At 46.4% G+C, this 18,259-nt stretch carries 20 protein-coding genes and 1 other annotated feature; of the genes, 17 read left to right on the top strand and 3 right to left on the bottom strand.

Going from position 1 to position 18,259, the window contains the following annotated elements:
- The first annotated feature begins 10 nt into the window (after positions 1-10).
- The 17 genes from P22_RS20360 to aroF all read left to right on the top strand — a co-directional run bounded on the left by P22_RS20360 (position 11) and on the right by aroF (position 15,200).
- A complete protein-coding gene (locus tag P22_RS20360; RefSeq protein WP_156318841.1) occupies positions 11-181 on the top strand; it encodes a FeoB-associated Cys-rich membrane protein in 171 nt (56 codons plus the stop codon).
- A 128-nt stretch (positions 182-309) separates the two neighbouring features.
- Complete coding sequence (locus P22_RS03555) at positions 310-1,296, top strand: GGDEF domain-containing protein (protein ID WP_054258851.1); 987 nt, start codon at positions 310-312, stop codon at positions 1,294-1,296.
- Between the two features lie 20 nt (positions 1,297-1,316).
- Positions 1,317-1,949, top strand: coding sequence for an HD-GYP domain-containing protein (locus P22_RS03550; protein ID WP_054258850.1), 633 nt, complete (start codon positions 1,317-1,319; stop codon positions 1,947-1,949).
- A gap of 70 nt (positions 1,950-2,019) precedes the next feature.
- Positions 2,020-2,310, top strand: coding sequence for a DUF2325 domain-containing protein (locus tag P22_RS03545; RefSeq protein WP_054258849.1), 291 nt, complete (start codon positions 2,020-2,022; stop codon positions 2,308-2,310).
- A gap of 205 nt (positions 2,311-2,515) precedes the next feature.
- Positions 2,516-2,917 (top strand): YkvA family protein, encoded by a 402-nt coding sequence (locus P22_RS03540; protein WP_216598022.1) that lies wholly within the window; start codon positions 2,516-2,518, stop codon positions 2,915-2,917.
- A gap of 274 nt (positions 2,918-3,191) precedes the next feature.
- Positions 3,192-4,094, top strand: coding sequence for a Rossmann-like and DUF2520 domain-containing protein (locus P22_RS03535; RefSeq protein WP_082378387.1), 903 nt, complete (start codon positions 3,192-3,194; stop codon positions 4,092-4,094).
- Positions 4,081-4,917, top strand: a complete 837-nt coding sequence (gene panB / locus P22_RS03530; RefSeq protein WP_054258847.1) for a 3-methyl-2-oxobutanoate hydroxymethyltransferase — start codon at positions 4,081-4,083, stop codon at positions 4,915-4,917. Before P22_RS03535 ends, panB begins: the two co-directional genes overlap by 14 nt.
- Before the next feature lie 20 nt (positions 4,918-4,937).
- The gene (gene panC, locus P22_RS03525) at positions 4,938-5,798 is read left to right on the top strand and encodes a pantoate--beta-alanine ligase (protein WP_054258846.1); all 861 of its coding nucleotides are present in this window, start codon (positions 4,938-4,940) and stop codon (positions 5,796-5,798) included.
- Positions 5,789-6,172: an aspartate 1-decarboxylase gene (panD, locus tag P22_RS03520; protein WP_054258845.1), complete on the top strand. Its 384-nt coding sequence runs from the start codon at positions 5,789-5,791 to the stop codon at positions 6,170-6,172. Before panC ends, panD begins: the two co-directional genes overlap by 10 nt.
- A gap of 284 nt (positions 6,173-6,456) precedes the next feature.
- Positions 6,457-7,497 (top strand): aliphatic sulfonate ABC transporter substrate-binding protein, encoded by a 1,041-nt coding sequence (locus P22_RS03515; protein WP_054258844.1) that lies wholly within the window; start codon positions 6,457-6,459, stop codon positions 7,495-7,497.
- Between the two features lie 85 nt (positions 7,498-7,582).
- The gene (locus tag P22_RS03510; RefSeq protein WP_235814553.1) at positions 7,583-8,416 is read left to right on the top strand and encodes an ABC transporter ATP-binding protein; all 834 of its coding nucleotides are present in this window, start codon (positions 7,583-7,585) and stop codon (positions 8,414-8,416) included.
- Positions 8,394-9,122 (top strand): ABC transporter permease, encoded by a 729-nt coding sequence (locus P22_RS03505; RefSeq protein WP_172675803.1) that lies wholly within the window; start codon positions 8,394-8,396, stop codon positions 9,120-9,122. Before P22_RS03510 ends, P22_RS03505 begins: the two co-directional genes overlap by 23 nt.
- 35 nt (positions 9,123-9,157) lie before the next feature.
- A complete protein-coding gene (locus tag P22_RS03500; RefSeq protein WP_054258842.1) occupies positions 9,158-10,849 on the top strand; it encodes an adenylyl-sulfate reductase subunit alpha in 1,692 nt (563 codons plus the stop codon).
- Entirely contained in the window at positions 10,830-11,144 is a 315-nt protein-coding gene (locus tag P22_RS03495) for a 4Fe-4S dicluster domain-containing protein (RefSeq protein ID WP_054258841.1), read from the top strand. The genes P22_RS03500 and P22_RS03495 overlap by 20 nt, the downstream gene beginning before the upstream one ends.
- A 15-nt stretch (positions 11,145-11,159) precedes the next feature.
- Positions 11,160-11,960: a sulfate adenylyltransferase subunit CysD gene (gene cysD / locus P22_RS03490; RefSeq protein ID WP_054258840.1), complete on the top strand. Its 801-nt coding sequence runs from the start codon at positions 11,160-11,162 to the stop codon at positions 11,958-11,960.
- 20 nt (positions 11,961-11,980) lie between these two features.
- The gene (locus tag P22_RS03485) at positions 11,981-13,702 is read left to right on the top strand and encodes a sulfate adenylyltransferase subunit 1 (protein ID WP_054258839.1); all 1,722 of its coding nucleotides are present in this window, start codon (positions 11,981-11,983) and stop codon (positions 13,700-13,702) included.
- Positions 13,703-13,861: 159 nt separating this feature from the next.
- Positions 13,862-14,126 (top strand) — a binding site (T-box leader).
- A gap of 54 nt (positions 14,127-14,180) precedes the next feature.
- Complete coding sequence (gene aroF / locus P22_RS03475; RefSeq protein WP_054258837.1) at positions 14,181-15,200, top strand: 3-deoxy-7-phosphoheptulonate synthase; 1,020 nt, start codon at positions 14,181-14,183, stop codon at positions 15,198-15,200.
- A gap of 10 nt (positions 15,201-15,210) precedes the next feature.
- On the opposite strand, the gene P22_RS03470 is transcribed toward aroF, so the two are convergent.
- The 3 genes from P22_RS03470 to P22_RS03460 all read right to left on the bottom strand — a co-directional run bounded on the left by P22_RS03470 (position 15,211) and on the right by P22_RS03460 (position 18,113).
- On the bottom strand, positions 15,211-15,465 hold the full coding sequence (locus P22_RS03470) for a hypothetical protein (protein WP_054258836.1): 255 nt from the start codon (positions 15,463-15,465) through the stop codon (positions 15,211-15,213).
- A 142-nt stretch (positions 15,466-15,607) separates the two neighbouring features.
- Entirely contained in the window at positions 15,608-16,852 is a 1,245-nt protein-coding gene (locus P22_RS03465; RefSeq protein WP_054258835.1) for an ATP-binding protein, read from the bottom strand.
- 25 nt (positions 16,853-16,877) lie between these two features.
- A complete protein-coding gene (locus P22_RS03460) occupies positions 16,878-18,113 on the bottom strand; it encodes an LL-diaminopimelate aminotransferase (RefSeq protein WP_054258834.1) in 1,236 nt (411 codons plus the stop codon).
- Positions 18,114-18,259: the final 146 nt, after the last annotated feature.

Raw genomic sequence — 18,259 nt, 5'->3', positions numbered from 1 at the left:
GGATGCTGTCATGGAAAATATTATCTTAGCGCTTATTGGTTTGTCGGCCGTAGGGTTCGCGGTACGTAAAGCCTGGCTCGTTTTCCGCGGAGCAAGCTCCTGCGGCTGTGGCAGTAGTACTTGCTCGGGAGCACGGCCTTCCAAAGAATGCTCCTGCCATTCCGAATCGTCGGTGAAATAAGGCTGTTGTTACCTGCATCGGATCGTCCGGTGCAGGCTCTCCCGGGAGAGGAGGCGTTGTTTTGGAAGGGAAACTTCGCCTGATTTTTTTTCCTTACGGCATTAATACCTCAATTTGTCTTGTTTTGGATGGCGCAAGGATCGGAATTAGCGGCGAATCGAGATTTTAGTCAGGCGCAGGCCTTTTCACTGGCTGCGGCATTGTTAACGGCCTTGCTTTTACCCAATGTTACTACGGACTGGTTGGTGGGCAGTAAGATTAGTGCTATGCGGAGCCTATGTGAGAAAGTAAAGAAAGGGAATTATACCGATTTAATTTCGGTGCCCAATGAATCTTCCGAAGGCGATGAGGGCGATGCGGTCCTTTCTTTAATGCGGGATATGAATTGGATGGCGCGCCGCATTCAGAGCCGGGAGCAGGACTTGATGAAGGCTGTGGAAGATCTGCGGTGCTCGCGCGAGCAAATTCGTGAACAAAATGTTTATTTGGTAAATTTCAATGAAGAGTTGTTAGCTGCCCAGTCGGAATTGCAAGAACGAAGTGCGGAGCTGGAAAAGGCTTATGCGCAAATGGAAAACATGGCCATGACGGACCCTTTAACCTCCATAGCCAACCGGCGCTGCTTTTTTGAACACTTAGAGCGTCATTTTGTTGAAAATCTTTGCTGCTGCAGGCCTATTTCACTAATGATTCTGGATATTGACTGGTTTAAGCGTATCAATGATACTTATGGGCATCAGTCGGGTGATTTAATTTTGAAAGAATTGGCGCTTATTATCCGCAAACAGAGCAGAGCAACCGATTTACCGGCCCGGCTGGGCGGAGAAGAGTATGCTTTGCTGTTACCGGATGCCGGCTCGCAGGAAGCAATCACAGTGGCTCGCAGGATTCAAACAACGTTAGCCGGGTATACATTTTCTGTAGAGAAAGAGAAAACGGTGACTGTAACCGTATCCATAGGAATATGTACATTAACATCACATCCCTGCTGGGACAGGGACAAGCTGTACAGTTATGCTGACCAAGCCCTTTATTATTCCAAAAACAACGGACGTAACAGTATATCAATTTATAATCCCGAATTGGAAGCATTTATTGGGATTGGGTTAAACTAGGTACCCGGAGAGGATAACATATGGTATCTCAGGTAGTTACATTAGAGGATTTACATGATGTTGTTGAGGCGTTGGCGCTAGCGTTGGAGGCTAAAAGTTCTTACACCTGCGGACATTCGGAACGGGTGGCGGATTTGTCCTTGTTATTGGCAAAAACGATGGGGTTTTCCCGGGAAGAGCAAATGAAAATCCATATCGGCGCACATCTGCATGATATCGGAAAAATCGGCATTCCTGACGTTATCCTGAATAAGCAGGGGAAGCTGGCGCCGGAGGAATTTGTGCGAATGCGGAAGCATACAGTTATTGGAGATAGTATTGTCGGACATATTCAAGCTTTTCGCGAAATTGCCGATATTGTCCGTTATCATCATGAACGCTCTGACGGCAAGGGATATCCGGATGGACTGGAAGGAGAGAAAATACCATTAGCTGCCCGTATTGTTGCGGTGGCCGATTCATTCGATGCCATGACTACGGTAAGGACATACCGGCAGGCGGTTACATTACAGGAAGCGCTTGATGAAATAGAACGCTGCCGGGGCACACAGTTTGATCCTGGGGTAGTGGACGCGCTGCAAAAGCTGGCTGCTGACGATAAATTACATAGGTTGCCATGTGAGGGATATACTAAAGTTGCAGTTAATGAATAGGGACTGCAATTTTTAAAAAAATTATATTGAGAATAATTATCAATATCGAACAAGGAGAGGGATGACAAACATGTCAATTGTAGTTATTGGTGGTGACTATTTGGGAAGTATTGAAAAAAATCTCTATGCTATGGGTGTGAAGGAGCTGGTACATATTTCCGGCCGCAAGCCTATTGACCGCAATAAAATAAAAATACCGCAGTCTACCTCATTTATTTTAGTACTGACAGATTATATCAATCACTGTACTGCACAAAATGCTAAAGCTATAGCTAAATCTAAAGATATACCCATGGTATTTGCCAAACGTTCCTGGCGTTCAGTGGAAGAAAAATTAAAGCAGTTTGTACCTGCACAATAATATCATTGTGGAAAATGAGCCTAGAACCACTGTTCGATAGAAAGGAACAGTGGTTCTTGATGTTTGTCCGTAAAAGCCTTAAACCATTGTCAGCTTATAAAAATTAACATCAGAAGTTAGCCTGTTTTCAGGGAATACCTAGTATGGTATTATAACGGAAGAAGAAGACTAAAGAGAGTCTGTACTGGTTAAGGAGATGAGCAGGATGAATTATGAAAAGGAGTATTCCGAGGAATCATTCTGGCAGAAAGTAAAAAGCGTTGCCAAAAAAGCAGGAAGCAAAACCATCTACACGGCGCTGCTACTTTATTACGCCACACGCCGCCCGGAAACTCCCAAATGGGCTAAGGCTACCATATACGGCGCCCTTGGCTATTTTATTTCCTTTATTGATGCCATCCCCGATATTACACCACTGGTTGGCTATTCTGACGATTTAGGGGTACTGGCATTAGCGCTAACTACCTGTGCCATATATATTAACGATGCGGTCAAGAGCACTGCGAGAGCCAAGCTGCGGGAATGGTTTGGGGATGATATTTTTGAAGAGATTCAGGAAGTGGAATCTTCGCTGGACAATGAGGACCGGCAGGATACACGGTGGTAAAATTTCCTTTTTTCATCTTGCATAGTTATTGTCAAGTGTGATATCATCAAGATGATTTCCTATACGGTGGATAGTTGGGTGGCATCCTATGGAGCTATACCATATAACTAACTGCCGGTAGCGTGCTGAAAGTATTTGTTGATTTAGAAGAGAACACCGCTTGGATCCGCGAGGACCGGGACGGAAGGTAATAAAGGTTAGCTATGCCTTTCGGACAGGTTCCGGAAGGCTTTTTTATGTTGTGCGGACAGTGGCAGAAAGAAGGAGAGTGCAGATGGAAAGACCGGCAATAGCTATTATTGGTGCAGGAAAGGTAGGCAGTGCATTAGCTTATGCCTGCTGGCGGTTGGGATACCGGTTAGCCGGAGTTGCCAGCCGGACGGCCGGATCGGCTGCAACACTGGCCGATCGAATAAAAACCAACTGGTCGCTGCATGCCGAAGAAATAACCCGTCAGGCAGACATCGTTTTTATTACCGTGCCTGACCGCTATGTTGAGACCGTAACTGAGCAGATTACCTTTTCCGGAGGAGTGGTACAGGGACAGTTCATATATCACGTTAGCGGTTCCCTACCGGTCAGTGTACTGGCAGGAGCAGCGTCGTGCGGGGCAAGAATCGGCTCTATGCATCCCCTGCAGTCATTTACCTTTACAGAAACGGCATGGCAACAGTTTCAGGGAGCTTACATGGCATTGGACGGTGACCGGAAGGCCGTGGCCCAGGCAAGGGAGTTGGCCCTTCAATTAGGCAGCATACCTTTTTCTGTGCCGGGTGGGCAGCGTACGCTTTATCATGCCGCTGCCTGCATGGCTTCTAATTATTTGATTGCTTTGGCGCAGTGCGCCGCTCAATTGCTGAAGCCCTGTGGGTTAAATGAACAACAGGCTGTGATGGCATTATGGCCGCTGATGAAAGGAAGTATGGATAATCTTCTAAAAGTTGGGCCGGCCAAAGCGCTAAGCGGCCCGATCAGCCGGGGTGACGGGAATACTGTACAGCGGCATGTTGCAGCATTGGCAACAACGGATCGGGATACACTACGGTTGTATACAGCACTGGGGCATTATACCCTGAATATGGCTAAAAAACAGGGTTTACTTGACGAAAGGCTAATGAATGAGCTGATAAATAGTTTGGAAACGGAAATGGGGGAGACAATCAATGAAACAAGATAAAATCACGACTGCTGTGATCCGTCAGCGCAAAATGGAGGGAAAGACTGTTTCCATGCTAACGGCTTATGATTACAGCATGGCCCGTATTCTGGATCAGGCCGGGGTGGATATGCTGTTAGTCGGAGATTCGCTGGGAAATGTGGTACTGGGCTATGAATCTACCTTGCCGGTAACCATGGAGGATATGATTCACCATGCCAAAGCAGTCTGCCGTGGTGCGCAACGGGCGCTGGTGGTTGTGGATATGCCGTTTATGTCCTATCAGGTATCGAGAAGCGATGCGGTGGCAAATGCCGGACGGCTGATAAAAGAGACAGGTGCACAGGCGGTAAAGGTGGAAGGCGGTGAAGAGATTGCTGAGACCGTGAAGGCGATCCTGCGGGCCGGAGTCCCGGTGGTTGCCCATCTTGGCCTGACACCGCAGTCGGTACATCAGCTTGGCGGTTTCAAAGTGCAGGGAAAGGATCAGCAGACGGCACAGAAGTTACTGGACGACGCCAGGGCGTTAACGGCTGCCGGCGTGTTTGCACTGGTTCTGGAATGCGTTCCGGAAGCGCTGGCCCGTAAAGTGACCCAGTCGTTAACGATACCTACCATTGGCATTGGGGCGGGGGCCGGCTGCGACGGGCAGGTTTTGGTTATCAATGACCTGCTGGGCATATATTCCGGTTTTACCCCGAAATTTGTCAAGGCATATGCCAATTTAGCAGAGCAAATCAAAGATGCAGTTCAAAATTATATTTACGAGGTGCAGGAAAGACAATTTCCGGGGCCGGAGCATTGTTTTAGCATTACGGATACCGTACTGGAAAAACTATATTGACGCGACAGGGAGAGGATATAATGAGAGTGATAGAAACGATTGCAGACATGAAAGCTTTTATAAAAATGAACAAAGAAAAGGGTAAATCGATTGGCTTGGTACCCACGATGGGAGCCTTGCATGAAGGCCATCTAACGCTTATGAGACGGGCACGGGAAAGCTGTGATGTTGTGGTGGCAACGATTTTTGTCAATCCGACCCAATTTGGCCCGGGTGAAGATTTTCAAAGTTATCCTCGTGACCTGAGCGGAGACAGTGAGAAAGCAGCAAGTGCCGGGGTGGATGTCCTTTTTCATCCACTGGCTGCCGAAATGTATCCGCCAGGGTATGCCACTTTCATTAATGTGCGGGGAATTACCGAAAAATTATGCGGGATATCCCGTCCGGGACATTTTCAGGGAGTTGCAACGATTGTTACGAAACTGCTTAACATTATTCAGCCGGACAGGGCTTTTTTTGGCCAAAAGGATGCCCAGCAAGTACTGGTGATCCGGCGCATGGTTCAGGATTTGAACCTGGATGCGGCTATCGAGATGGTTCCTATTGTGCGGGAAAGCGACGGGCTGGCTCAAAGCTCCCGGAATGTATATTTATGCCCCGAAGAACGTAATGCAGCCCTGGTGTTATTCCGTAGTCTGAAAAAGGCGGAACAGGCGGTAAGCAATGGCGAACGCAGCATCGGTAGATTAAAAGACCTGGTCAAAAAGGAAATTGCGGCAGAACGGCTGGCTTCGATTGATTACGTCGAAATGTATGGGTATCCTGATTTGCAGCCCCTCGAAGAGTTGCGGGGTCAAGTATTATTGGCTCTTGCTGTAAGGATAGGGAAAACCCGGTTAATAGATAATATGATTCTGGAGGATTCGCCGGCGTGCTGTTAACATCGCTTAAAGCTAAAATTCACTGCGCCACCGTTACGGAGGCCAATTTGCATTACATGGGCAGCATTACCATTGATGAAACACTGCTAGCTGCTGCCAACATTTTACCCAATGAGAAAGTACAAGTGGTAAATAACAACAATGGCTGCCGTCTGGAAACCTATGTCATCAAGGGGCCAAAAGATTCCGGAATCATATGCTTGAATGGAGCGGCGGCCCGGCTGGTACAGCCGGGTGATACAGTCATTATTATTGCTTACGCGCTGATGACGGAGGCAGAAGTGAGAGATTTTTCTCCCCGCGTGGTTATGGTCGACGGCAATAACCGTATTGTTGAGGTAAGGAGTGCCGAATTTCACGGAACAATAAGCTGACGCCGTATGGAGTTTTACTCGCCTTATAAAAAATGATTGACGGGAGAAAAAAAGTATATTATCATTTACTCAGACATTGTCTGGCTGTAAGCTGGTATTGTAGGTTGACCTAAGTTGAAAGGAGGCCTGCAATGAGGGTCTCGTTTCTATGAAAACCGAATTAAATGCTGGCTCATTGGATAACCAAAGGCTGGAAAATACTCGATGGGAGTATTTTTCAGCCTTTTTAGTTTATCGATTGATTACCGGTGAGCTGAACTAAATTTATTAAGGGGGGGCAACAAATGAAGAAAAAAAAGTTTGGTCTGGTTGCGGGGTTATTGCTGGGTATAGCGGTTGGAATGACCGGTTGTTCCGGCACGAATACGGGAAAAGACAATGAGAGTGTAAAGGTCCGTGTGGCGCTTTTCCCTAATATTACACATTCCCAGGCGCTTGTCGGCAAGGAAGAAGGGCGCTTTGAAAAAGCTTTGGGTCCAGCCAATCCTATCGAATGGAAGGTATTTAATGCCGGACCGTCTGAAATAGAAGCCTTGTTCGCCGGTGAAGTGGACATTGGCTACATAGGGCCTGGACCGGCCATTACCGGTTTTGTAAAATCCAAGGGAGACCTAAAGATTATAGCCGGGGCAACCGATGCCGGTTCTATTTTAGTATCCAGAAAAGATCTGGTTATCAACAATGTCAAGGAGCTTAGCGGTAAAAAAATCGCTGTACCGCAATTCGGCAATACTCAGGATTTGTCTCTTAGAAATATTTTATTGGAAAATGGCCTGCAGGATACTACCAAGGGTGGTACGGTGGAAATACGGCAGGCGGAAAATCCGGACATCAAAACTTTGCTGGACCAGGGTGAAATCGATGCTGCGCTGGTACCCGAACCCTGGGGGTCGCGTCTGATCAGGGAAATCAAAGCCAATGTGGTCTTAGATCAGAATCAGGTTTGGCGGGACGGTAAATATACTACGGCAGTGGTGATCGCAAGAACGGAGTTTATCAAAGAACATCCGGAACTAGTGGAGAAATTCCTCCGTACACATGTTGAATTAACCAGTTATATTAATGAAAATCCGGCCAAAGCACAGGAGACAGTGAATGCCCAGATTAAGGCACTTACCAATAAGCCGCTGGGAAATGATATTTTAGCAGACTCTTTCAAACGCCTGACCGTAACGTATGATCCGCAGAAAGATTCGGTCATTGGTTTTGCCAGGTTGTCTACAGCCGCCGGATTTATTAAAAGTGAACAGGATCTCACTAATTTATTTGATTTTTCCATTTTGAATAAAGTGCTTAAGGAAAAAGGGCTGCCTGAACTACAGTAATAATGGATTTGGAATAATCCAGTGCGGCCGGGGCTCGGGTATCCCAAATCCACGGTTCGTTAGAAAAGAGGTGTTGAGCTTGAGTGTGGTTGTTGCAAATGTCAGCAAGCGGTTTGTCAGCAAAAATAATAGTGTTCATACGTTGGATCAGATTAATCTGGAATTCAAACAGGGTGAGTTTGTTTGTTTATTGGGGCCATCCGGTTGTGGAAAATCAACACTCTTAAATATTATTGCGGGTTTGGAAGTTGCGACTGCGGGCAACGTGCTGCTGCATGGAAGGAAAGTCAGTGAAGCAGGCCCGGACCGGGCGGTTATGTTTCAGGAGGCTGCTTTATTTCCCTGGCTTAAAGTAATTGACAATGTGGAGTTTGGCATGAAGATGGCGGGCCTCTCCCGGCAAGAACGCCGGGAAAAAGCGTTAAAGTACTTAAAAATGGTGCATTTAACCCGCTTTCAGGATTGTTACGTCCATGAATTGTCAGGCGGGATGAAGCAGCGCGTTGCCTTAGCCCGGGCACTGACGCTGGATTCGCAGGTATTGCTTATGGATGAACCTTTTGCCGCTTTAGACAGCCAGACCAAAACTATTTTACAATCGGAATTGCAGCGAATTTGGTGGGAAACAAAAAAGACCATCTTGTTTGTTACCCACAATGTAGAAGAAGCGGTTATTCTGGCCGACAGGGTGATTGTCATGGCGGCGAATCCGGGGAAAATTAAGAAAGAATTTGCCATACAACTGGCCAGGCCCCGGCAGCCGGAAAGCAGGGATGTTTCTTATTTTGTGGCGGACATTCTTAAAGAATTGAAGGAAGAGGTGGAAAAGGTTGCCAAAGCTGAATTCGACAGTGACTGGAATATTAAAAAAGATACTATTTTATCTGATTTTGATCATGATTTGGGAAGTGGCTTATAAGGTCGGTGTGGATATACTGCGCATCTGGAAACCGTATGTCTTTCCATCCTTTTTTGACGTTACCAGGACATTGTTCGGTTTAATCAGCGACAACAGCCTAAGTATTGCCGTTTTGGCTAGTGCCAGGCGTATTTTTGCCGGATACCTTTTGTCGGTAGCTTTGGGTTTGGTTATTGGATTACTGGTGGTGCGCTTCAAATACCTGGATGAAAATCTTAGCCCTATCATATTGGGGATGCAGACGTTGCCCAGCATTTGCTGGCTGCCATTTGCCATTTTATGGTATGGATTAAATGAAAGTGCTATTATTTTTGTTATTGCGGTGGGGTCCACTTTTGCGGTGGCCATGTCCATTGAGTCGGGAATTAAGAATATCAGCCCTTTATACATAAGAGCTGCTAAAACCATGGGAGCAAGGGGAATCAAGCTTTACTGGAATGTAACTATGCCTGCCAGTCTGCCCAGCTTGATTGCCGGTTTAAAACAGGGCTGGTCATTTGCCTGGAGGGCACTGATGGCCGGGGAAATGATGTCGGCTACCAAAGGCCTTGGGCAGATATTAATGGTGGGCCGTGACTTGGCGGATATCAGTCAGGTTATGGCGGTAATGATCGTTATCATTGTACTGGGAGTAACGGTTGACAAACTGATATTTGGCCGGATAGAAAGGAATGTGCGTCAGCGGTGGGGATTAAATAAGGCATAGTAGCAAGGCATGATGGAGAAAGGAGCAGGAAGCCTATGAAACTCGAAATTAAAAAGCTCTATACCGACATTCTGGTCATTGGCGGGGGAACGGCAGGCTGTTTTGCTGCCCTGACCATTGCCGAACGATCGGCTGCTAACGTTCTTATTGTGGAGAAGGCCAGTATAAAACGCAGCGGCTGCCTGGCAGCCGGTGTGAACGCCTTAAATGCGTATATCGTCAAGGGACAGACACCGGAGAATTACCTGGAATATGTTAGGCAGGATTCGGAGGGATTGATCAGGGAAGACCTTGTTTACACTATGTCCCGGCGTTTAAATGCGGTTACTGAAAAAATCGAACAGCTTGGTTTGGTGCTGCTCAAGGATGAGAAGGGTAATTATGTGGCCAGGGGCAACCGGAATATAAAAATTAATGGTGAAAATATAAAAGTGGTTTTGGCTGATGCGGTAAAGAAAGCACCATCAATCCGCGTATTAAACAGGGTGAATGTTACCGATTATATACTGCAGGACGGAAAGGTTACCGGGGCGTATGGATTTTCTATTGAGGAGCCTGTTTTTTATGCGATTACGGCCAAAGCGGTCATTTGCGCTACCGGCGGTGCTTCCGGCCTGTATCGTCCGAACAATCCCGGATTTTCACGGCATAAGATGTGGTATTCCCCTTTTAATACCGGTGCCGGTTATGCGATGGGAATTCGGGCAGGAGCCGAGATGACTACATTTGAAATGCGTTTTATTGCCTTGCGCTGCAAAGATACCATTGCACCGACCGGTACCATTGCTCAGGGAGTACGGGCAGAACAGGTAAATGCTCTTGGACAGGAATATGAAAGAAATTACGGTATTCCCAAGACATCAATTCGTCTGTATTCCACTGTGCAGGAAAATCAACAGGGCCGTGGCCCCTGTTATTTAAAAACCAGAGGGATTGATTCCGGGCAGGAAAACGAACTGTATAAAGCCTATCTGAACATGGCGCCGTCGCAAACGCTGCGCTGGCTGGAGCATGGACGGGGACCGGCCGGAGATAATGTGGAGATTGAAGGCACAGAGCCATATATTGTCGGGGGACATACGGCCAGCGGTTATTGGGTGGATACCGCCCGGCAGACAACATTGGCCGGTTTATATGCTGCCGGTGATGTTGCCGGTGGTTGCCCGCAAAAATATGTGACCGGTTGTTTTGCGGAAGCCGAAATTGCCGCCATGTCGGCACTGACATATATCAAAAACAGGGAAAGTCCGTTGCCTAATCCGCTGGAGGCGGCTGCTAAACTGGCAGAAGTCAACCGGTTTTTTTCTGGAACGGCTGCGGTTTATTCTGTGGAAGATATTGAAGAGGCTATGCAAAAAATAATGGATGAATATGCCGGCGGTATTTCAGCCGGATATGTTTATCATGCTGAAAAACTCAAAATTGCAGCGAGGGAAATAGAGGAATTGCTGGTGTTGTCCCAAACACTGCGGGCCGGTGATTTGCACCAGTTAATGTTTATTTATGAAGTGATTGACCGTTTATATGTATGTAAGACACTCATCTGCCATTTAGCGGCGAGAAAGGAAACACGTTGGCATTCGTTTCAGGAAAATGCCGATTACCCTGACCGGGATGACGAACATTGGCTAAAATATGTAAACTCACGCTGTAAGAACGGGGAGATTGAGATAGTGCTGCGTGATTTGGTAACAAAGGATGAGGTTTATGAGCATACGAATAGATAAAACGAAGTGTGTCGGTTGTGGACAGTGCCGTATGGTCTGTCCCGGCAGCCTGTTGTATGCCGATACGGCAGGCAAGGCCGAGATCCGGTATCCCAGGGACTGTTGGGGATGTACTTCCTGCATTAAGGAATGTACTGTTCAGGCCATCCGGTTTTATTTAGGTGCCGATATAGGCGGGCGTGGCAGTTTTCTTTATACCAAAAGGGAAGGCGATTTACTGCACTGGACTATTGTTCATCCGGACGGGCGGGAACAAACCATAACCGTTGATAAAAATGAAGCCAATGCATATTGAGGAGGCAGTAATGTTATGGATCATTTAGATAGCTTGGAAGCGCAGAGTATTTATATTTTGCGGGAAGCGTATAAAAAATTCGGTAAACTGGGAATGTTGTGGTCTATCGGCAAAGATTCCACAGTACTGCTGTGGCTGGCAAAAAAGGCTTTTTTTGGTCATTGCCCTTTTCCGTTTATCCACGTGGATACCACTTATAAAATTCCTGAAATGATTGCCTATCGCGACCGAATAGCCAAAGAGTACAATCTGGATTTAATTGTTCATACCAATGAGGAAGCGCTGCGCGCCGGAATGGGACCGGGAAAAGGCCGCCTTGTTTGCTGCAAGGCTTTAAAAACGGATGGTTTGCAGCAGGTGGTGACTCAATATGAGTTTGAAGGACTGATTCTGGGCATCCGCCGTGATGAAGAGGGATCCCGGTCTAAAGAGCGGGTATTCAGCGAACGCAATAAAGATTCGGAGTGGGATTATACCAATCAGGCCCCGGAATTGTGGGATCAGTTTAAAACCGATTTTCCCAAGGGGAACCATATTCGGGTGCATCCGATTTTGCATTGGAATGAAATCGATATATGGGCTTATATTGAACGGGAAAACATTCCACTGGTAAGCCTGTACTTTGCAAAAAACGGCAAACGTTATCGCAGTCTGGGCTGTGCCCCCTGTACCGGCCAGATTGATTCCAATGCGACGACTGTGGCAGAAATCATCGAAGAATTAAAACATACTACAGTCAGTGAGCGGGCCGGACGGGCTCAGGACCAGGAGGATTCCTATGCAATGCAGAAACTCAGGAAAGACGGTTATATGTAATGGGACGGGGAGGACTTAACATGGAAACAGTTAGAGAAACACTGAAAATAGTTGTGGTTGGTCATGTCGATCATGGAAAGTCAACCGTAATCGGCAGATTGCTGTATGATACCAAGTCCTTGCCGGAAGGTGCTGTGGAACGGGTGAAACGCATATCCAAGGAGAAAGGAAAACCCTTTGAATATGCGTATTTACTGGATGCATTTGAAGAGGAACAGAAGCAGGGTATTACGATTGATACCACGCAATTGCAGTTTCATACCGAGCAGCGTGATTATGTTATCATTGATGCTCCCGGGCATAAGGAGTTTTTAAAGAATATGATTTCCGGAGCAGCCAATGCCGAAGCTGCGCTGCTGATTATTGATGCCAATGAAGGTATACAGGAGCAGTCAAAGCGTCATGGCTATATCTTATCGCTGCTGGGGATACAAAAGGTGTATGTATTAGTTAACAAAATGGATTTAATTGGCTATTCGGAGATAAAATACAATGAAATCAAGCGGGAAATGAATGAGTTTTTAAATAACCTACATGTCTATCCGCTTACTTATATACCGGTATCGGCCTTTTTAGGCGAGAATATTACGTATCATTCGGATAAAATGCCCTGGTATAAAGGCGAACCGCTGCTAAATGCCATGGATCTATTTGAAAAAGAAAAAGGTCTGGAAGATAAAGCATTGCGTTTTCCTATTCAGGATGTATATAAATTCGATCACCGCCGTATTATTGCCGGACGGATCGAATCAGGGACACTACGGGTTGGTGATAAAATCCTGGTTGTCCCCGGCAATAAAATGACAAGAATAAAAAGTATTGAATACTGGGCGGACAAAGATACAGTAAAAAGTTCAAAGGCTGGCATGTCGGTAGGGATTACTGTCGAAGATGAATTTTTTAATCAGCGCGGTCAAATCATTGTCCACAAGGATCATGTGCCGCTTATTTCCAATACCTTTAAGGCGAACATATTCTGGATGGGTAAGAAACCTTTAGAAAAACGGCAGGAGTATAAGCTGAAACTCGTTACGCAGGAGATTGAGTGCGAGATTTATGCCATTAACAAGGTGGTGGATGCGACAACCCTGTTAACCACGGAAGATGCGGAACAGGTTAATACCAATGATGTAGCGGAAGTCATTATCAAAACCAAGAAGGAAATCTGCTTTGATGAATTTAAAAATAACCCCGTCACCGGACGTTTTGTGATTGTCGATGGCTACGATGTTAGCGGTGGCGGCATTGTTTCCGGTTTAGTGCAGGGGTTGCAGACGGTTAACCGTTTTGTAAAAAATAACTTGGAAATGGTTATTGGCTGTTTTGATGAATATTATTATATTCTTTCCGAAAATAGGGTGGAGAAAACAGGCGGAAAGGCCCATACCTTTCATATTGGTGATGTGCTGCCCCAGAACGGAATGACATATGAATATCCTAAAGATATTGATGTTATTGATTGGGAACAGGGGCTGGCTGCCAAGATAAGAAACTCCAAACTGCAGGATCTAATCCCCTTAGCGGCTTATGAATACAGTGGAATACCGACGGTTGATGTCCGGGGTTTCTACATTCGTATAACCTCTGCTGCCGATTTAGCGGTGTATCGTGAAGAATTATCGCTTACGCAAGAGGCGAACAGTTACGCTGCGAAAGCTAATAAATGGCTTTCTTTTGGCAGGTACCGGGAAATCCGTTTTGTTAAAGCACTGAATTCGGCGGAAGCGGAATATCACATTTGACCGTGGCTTTCATTGAGAAAAGAAGAATTTTCCGGGCGGATTCAGGCGGCAGCGGTGGCTGTTCGCAAGGGAAACAGGATTGCAGATTTGCGGAGAAAAATTCGAATAGTCTCTTGCAAATGAAAATAATATGTGTTAAATTATATATAGTCTTATTGTTGAAAAGTAATGAAGAGGAAAAGTAGGCATATTGCGGTTGCTACAGAGAGCCGGGGTGAGATGAGAGCCTGGTGCGCAGTGTATGCTGAAGTTCGCCTCGGAGCTTCATGCTGAATTCCTTAGGTTTATAAGGATGGTAGGTGGTGACGGAGACCTTCACCGTTATAGGAAGGGGAGTATCGGCCAGTGCCCGTACTTTATTGAGCCGGTCCGTTAACTGACGGACAAAAAAGGTGGTACCGCGAGAACAGTTCTCGTCCTTTCTGGATGAGGACTTTTTATTTTGCGTAAAATAATTAAAGTTAAGGAGAGGGATAAGATGGTCATTGTAATGAACGCGAATGCGACCAAGGAACAAGTTCAACATATTATTGATCGTATTGAGGCTGCCGGTCTGCAGGCCCATTTAGTGGATGGACAGTATCGTACGATTATCGGTATTATTGGTGATAAAAAGGCGATTATGTCGTTGCCGATCGAAGCCTTTGAAGGAGTTGACAAGGCGTTACCGGTTACTTCCAGTTATAAACTGGTTAGCCGGGAATTTCATCCCGACCCGACTGTTGTCGATGTTGATGGCGTTAAGATCGGCGACGGATCTTTGGTCGTTATGGCCGGTCCCTGCGCTGTCGAAAGCCGCGAGCAACTGCTTGAAGCGGCTAAAATAGTACGGGCCGCCGGGGCACAGTTTTTGCGGGGCGGTGCTTATAAACCCCGGACATCTCCTTATGCTTTTCAGGGATTGGAGGAAGCAGGTCTGGAGTTCATGGCCGAGGCCAAGGCACTCACCGGTTTAAAAATCGTTACCGAAGTGACCAATGTCAATGCCTTGGAATTGGTCGTGAAATATGCCGATATGCTGCAGATCGGCGCTCGAAATATGCAAAATTTCCACTTGTTGAAAGAGGTTGGGCGTACCGGAAAACCGGTACTTTTAAAGCGGGGCCTTTCCGCCACCTATGATGAATGGCTGCATGCTGCGGAATATATTGTTAATGAGGGAAATCCCAATGTGGTTTTTTGTGAACGGGGTATCCGTACTTTCGAATCCTATACCAGAAATACCCTTGATCTGGGAGCGGTTAGTGTAGTCAAGCGGTTAAGCCATTTGCCCATCATTGTGGATCCCAGTCATGGTACCGGTAAATGGCATATGGTAAAACCCATGAGTATGGCAGCGGTTGCTGCCGGAGCGGACGGATTGATGATTGAGGTACATCCGGAGCCGGAACGGGCGTTATCGGATGGTCCGCAATCATTGAACCCGTTTAATTATGCGTCACTTATGGCGGACGTACGTGAACTGGCGGTGTTTTTGCGCCGCCAGGCCAATCACTAGCAGGACCGAGTTAAGGCTTTTTTTCCACCAGATGCCTTATTTGTTCGTCCAGATGATCCAATTTTCTCTGAATAAGGATACTTGCTTCAACACCGACTTCATTATTTTTCTTGTGGGAGGAGATGGCAAGAATGAGGCCGCCGATGGCAATGATCAGATTGCCTAGGGTGTCGAGTTCTTCGCAATTTTTTTTCTCGCAGATCATCAGTGTGAAAACGACAATGAGGGCAATTAGATCCATTGTTCCCAATGACCGGAAAAACATTTACACCACCTCGGATTAGTCTATGCAGCAGGAGGATGGTTGCTGCTACGGCAATTTATTTTGGTACTTACTAGTTATTATTTATTTCGGAAATCAGCAGAGGCTGTTCCCTTAGGAACAGCCTCTGCTGATTATGTTTCGCTTATTCTATCTGTTGCCCAACCAAATGGTTGATGAACTGTTGCGCGGTTCTGCCCGAGCGTCCGGTATGAGAGATTTCCCACTGTAGTGCCGCAGTCTTTAATTCTTCAGGAGATAAGGCTATAGCGTATTTGTGTGCCAGCTCGCTGACAATCGCCAGATATTCCTGCTGACTCGGGGCGATAAAACTCAATACAATGCCGAACCGGTCGGAAAGCGATATTTTTTCGTTAACAGCATCGGCACGATGCAGTTCGTCCAGGTTTTCACTGCGGTCGGCCCATGTCTCCTTAATCAAATGCCGGCGGTTGGAGGTAGCGTAGATCAAAACATTGGGGGGTTTGGTTTCCACGCCGCCCTCGATCACAGATTTTAAATACTTATATTCTACCTCGAATTCTTCAAAGGACAGGTCGTCCAGAAAAATAATGAAGTGTTGGCGGTATTGGCGCAATACCTCCATGAGTCTGGGCAGCGACTGGAGCTCACTCTTGGCTACTTCCACCAAGCGTAAACCACGGCTAAAATATTCATTTGCCAGTGCCTTAACGGAAGAGGATTTACCGGTGCCGCGTGCGCCGACAAGCAGTACATTGTTGGATGGGCGATCAGAGAGAAAAGCCTCCGTATTTTTCACCAGAGTCGTTTTCTGACGTTCGTAGCCAATAATATCGGTCAGGCGAATGGTATCGTAATGTTCAATGCCGGTAAGGCCGATAGCACCCTGCCAGCGGAAGGCAGTATAACCGGCAATATCACCATAACCGTAACGGAGGTAATACTGGACTAACATATCAATAAGTTCTTCCGGACGGCGTGAAACACCAAGAAAAGCATTCTGGAGCACAGTTAGTGCATGCTGGTCTCTACAAACCGTTGGCTCATAATTTCCCAGCAATTCCATGTCCACATATTGGCGGAAATCGGTTACAAAAAATTCCTGGAGTAAAGTGATATCCTGTACAAGGGCCTGCTGCAAACCCTTACCAAGCTTCCCGCCTGAATGTTGAAGAGTTCTACTGAAGACATTCTCGTCACGGGCAATTAAATAGAGCAGATACTGATGGAGAAGATTGCCCCGCAAAGAAAGATGCTCCGCTTTTTCCAGTAATCTGCCATACCAGTCGGAGGTTTGGGAAAGACTGGCGGAGCCGGAGATAATCGACAGCATAGACTGTACCAGACTGTCCTTTATAACATTCCGGTAGATGATTAAGCGATTTAGTTGAGAAACGGTATCTGTCATAGCTAAGAATACCTCTTTTGTTGGTTTAGACCTTCAACCGGGTTTTAATTCTTTCCACAGCTTCCAGCGTGTTTTCCTGATTGCCGAAAGCGGTTAAACGGAAATACCCTTCGCCGGCCGGACCAAAACCGGAACCCGGTGTTCCCACTAAATGCGCTTCTGTCAGCAGTTTGTCGAAGAAAGCCCAGGAATCCAGGCCATTAGGAGCTTTCAGCCAGATATAAGGAGCATTTACACCGCCATATACTTCAATGCCGATACTGGCGAGACCTTCACGAATGACTTTGGCATTGGTCATATAATACTGTATCAGGGTTTTGATCTGCTGTTGGCCTTGTACGGAATAAACGGCTTCCGCGCCCTTTTGAATGATATAGGGAGTACCATTAAATTTCGTTGTTTGGCGCCGGTTCCAAAGCTTGTTTAGCGGATAAGCTTCACCCGCGGAGGTCAAAGCGGTAACATTCTTGGGCACCACGGTGAAAGCGCAGCGTGTTCCAGTAAAACCGGCATTTTTGGAAAAAGAGCGAAATTCAATTGCGACATCCTTGGCACCTTCAATTTCATAAATGCTGTGTGGAATATCTTCATCCTGTATGTAGGCCTCATAAGCGGCATCGTATAGAATAACCGAGTGATGTTTTTTAGCGTAGTCCACCCAGACTTTTAATTCTGCCTTGGTTAATGTGGTACCGGTAGGGTTGTTGGGCATGCAAATGTAGATGAGATCAACTTTTTCGGCAGGCAATTCGGGAACAAATTTGTTTTCCGCATTACAGGTCAGATATACCACATTGCCAAATTTACCGTCTTTACCCAGAACTCCGGTCCGTCCGGCCATGACATTAGTATCCAGGTAGACCGGGTAAACCGGATCGGTAATGGCTACTTTATTGTCAATCCCAAAAATTTCCTGAATGTTCCCGACATCGCTTTTGGAGCCGTCGCTAACGAAGACTTCATCAACGTCAAGCTGAATGCCGCGCGGCGTATAATCAGTTTGAATGATTTTTTCAATTAAGAACTGATAGCCTTGTTCCGGACCGTAGCCTCGGAAGGTGCGCTCATCCGCCATTTCGTCAACGGCTTTATGTAGGTTGCCGATTACTGCCGAGGGTAAAGGACGGGTCACATCGCCAATGCCGAGACGGATTACATTCGCGCTGGGATTTTCTTCTTTGAACTGGGCAACTCTTCTTGCAATTTCAGCAAATAAATAGCTGCCAGGAAGTTTCAGATAATTTTCATTAATTATTGCCATAAAGTAACTCCTTTCCAAAATAAAGCAAGACTTAATCTATTATACTATAAAATACAGGTATTCTGCAGCTTTTCACATAAAAAAGTTGCGAATTTCAAGGCCAAAAGGCAATAAAAGTCCTGCTGGCGATTGGCCGGCAAGACTTT

Source organism: Propionispora sp. 2/2-37 (assembly GCF_001298735.1).
GTDB lineage: Bacteria > Bacillota > Negativicutes > Propionisporales > Propionisporaceae > Propionispora.
This window is presented reverse-complemented; position numbering and strand designations above follow the sequence as displayed.

Bases quoted from the DNA above. Each gene is read 5' to 3' on its own strand.
- P22_RS03540 (WP_216598022.1), top strand. From the start codon at position 2,516: ATGAATTATGAAAAGGAGTATTCCGAGGAATCATTCTGGCAGAAAGTA.
- P22_RS03515 (WP_054258844.1), top strand. From the start codon at position 6,457: ATGAAGAAAAAAAAGTTTGGTCTGGTTGCGGGGTTATTGCTGGGTATA.
- P22_RS03465 (WP_054258835.1), bottom strand. From the start codon at position 16,852: ATGACAGATACCGTTTCTCAACTAAATCGCTTAATCATCTACCGGAAT.
- panC (WP_054258846.1), top strand. From the start codon at position 4,938: ATGAGAGTGATAGAAACGATTGCAGACATGAAAGCTTTTATAAAAATG.
- P22_RS03470 (WP_054258836.1), bottom strand. From the start codon at position 15,465: ATGTTTTTCCGGTCATTGGGAACAATGGATCTAATTGCCCTCATTGTC.
- P22_RS03545 (WP_054258849.1), top strand. From the start codon at position 2,020: ATGTCAATTGTAGTTATTGGTGGTGACTATTTGGGAAGTATTGAAAAA.
- panB (WP_054258847.1), top strand. From the start codon at position 4,081: ATGAAACAAGATAAAATCACGACTGCTGTGATCCGTCAGCGCAAAATG.
- P22_RS20360 (WP_156318841.1), top strand. From the start codon at position 11: ATGGAAAATATTATCTTAGCGCTTATTGGTTTGTCGGCCGTAGGGTTC.
- P22_RS03535 (WP_082378387.1), top strand. From the start codon at position 3,192: ATGGAAAGACCGGCAATAGCTATTATTGGTGCAGGAAAGGTAGGCAGT.
- P22_RS03550 (WP_054258850.1), top strand. From the start codon at position 1,317: ATGGTATCTCAGGTAGTTACATTAGAGGATTTACATGATGTTGTTGAG.
- P22_RS03460 (WP_054258834.1), bottom strand. From the start codon at position 18,113: ATGGCAATAATTAATGAAAATTATCTGAAACTTCCTGGCAGCTATTTA.
- aroF (WP_054258837.1), top strand. From the start codon at position 14,181: ATGGTCATTGTAATGAACGCGAATGCGACCAAGGAACAAGTTCAACAT.
- P22_RS03485 (WP_054258839.1), top strand. From the start codon at position 11,981: ATGGAAACAGTTAGAGAAACACTGAAAATAGTTGTGGTTGGTCATGTC.
- cysD (WP_054258840.1), top strand. From the start codon at position 11,160: ATGGATCATTTAGATAGCTTGGAAGCGCAGAGTATTTATATTTTGCGG.
- P22_RS03555 (WP_054258851.1), top strand. From the start codon at position 310: ATGGCGCAAGGATCGGAATTAGCGGCGAATCGAGATTTTAGTCAGGCG.
- P22_RS03500 (WP_054258842.1), top strand. From the start codon at position 9,158: ATGAAACTCGAAATTAAAAAGCTCTATACCGACATTCTGGTCATTGGC.
- P22_RS03495 (WP_054258841.1), top strand. From the start codon at position 10,830: ATGAGCATACGAATAGATAAAACGAAGTGTGTCGGTTGTGGACAGTGC.
- P22_RS03505 (WP_172675803.1), top strand. From the start codon at position 8,394: ATGATTTGGGAAGTGGCTTATAAGGTCGGTGTGGATATACTGCGCATC.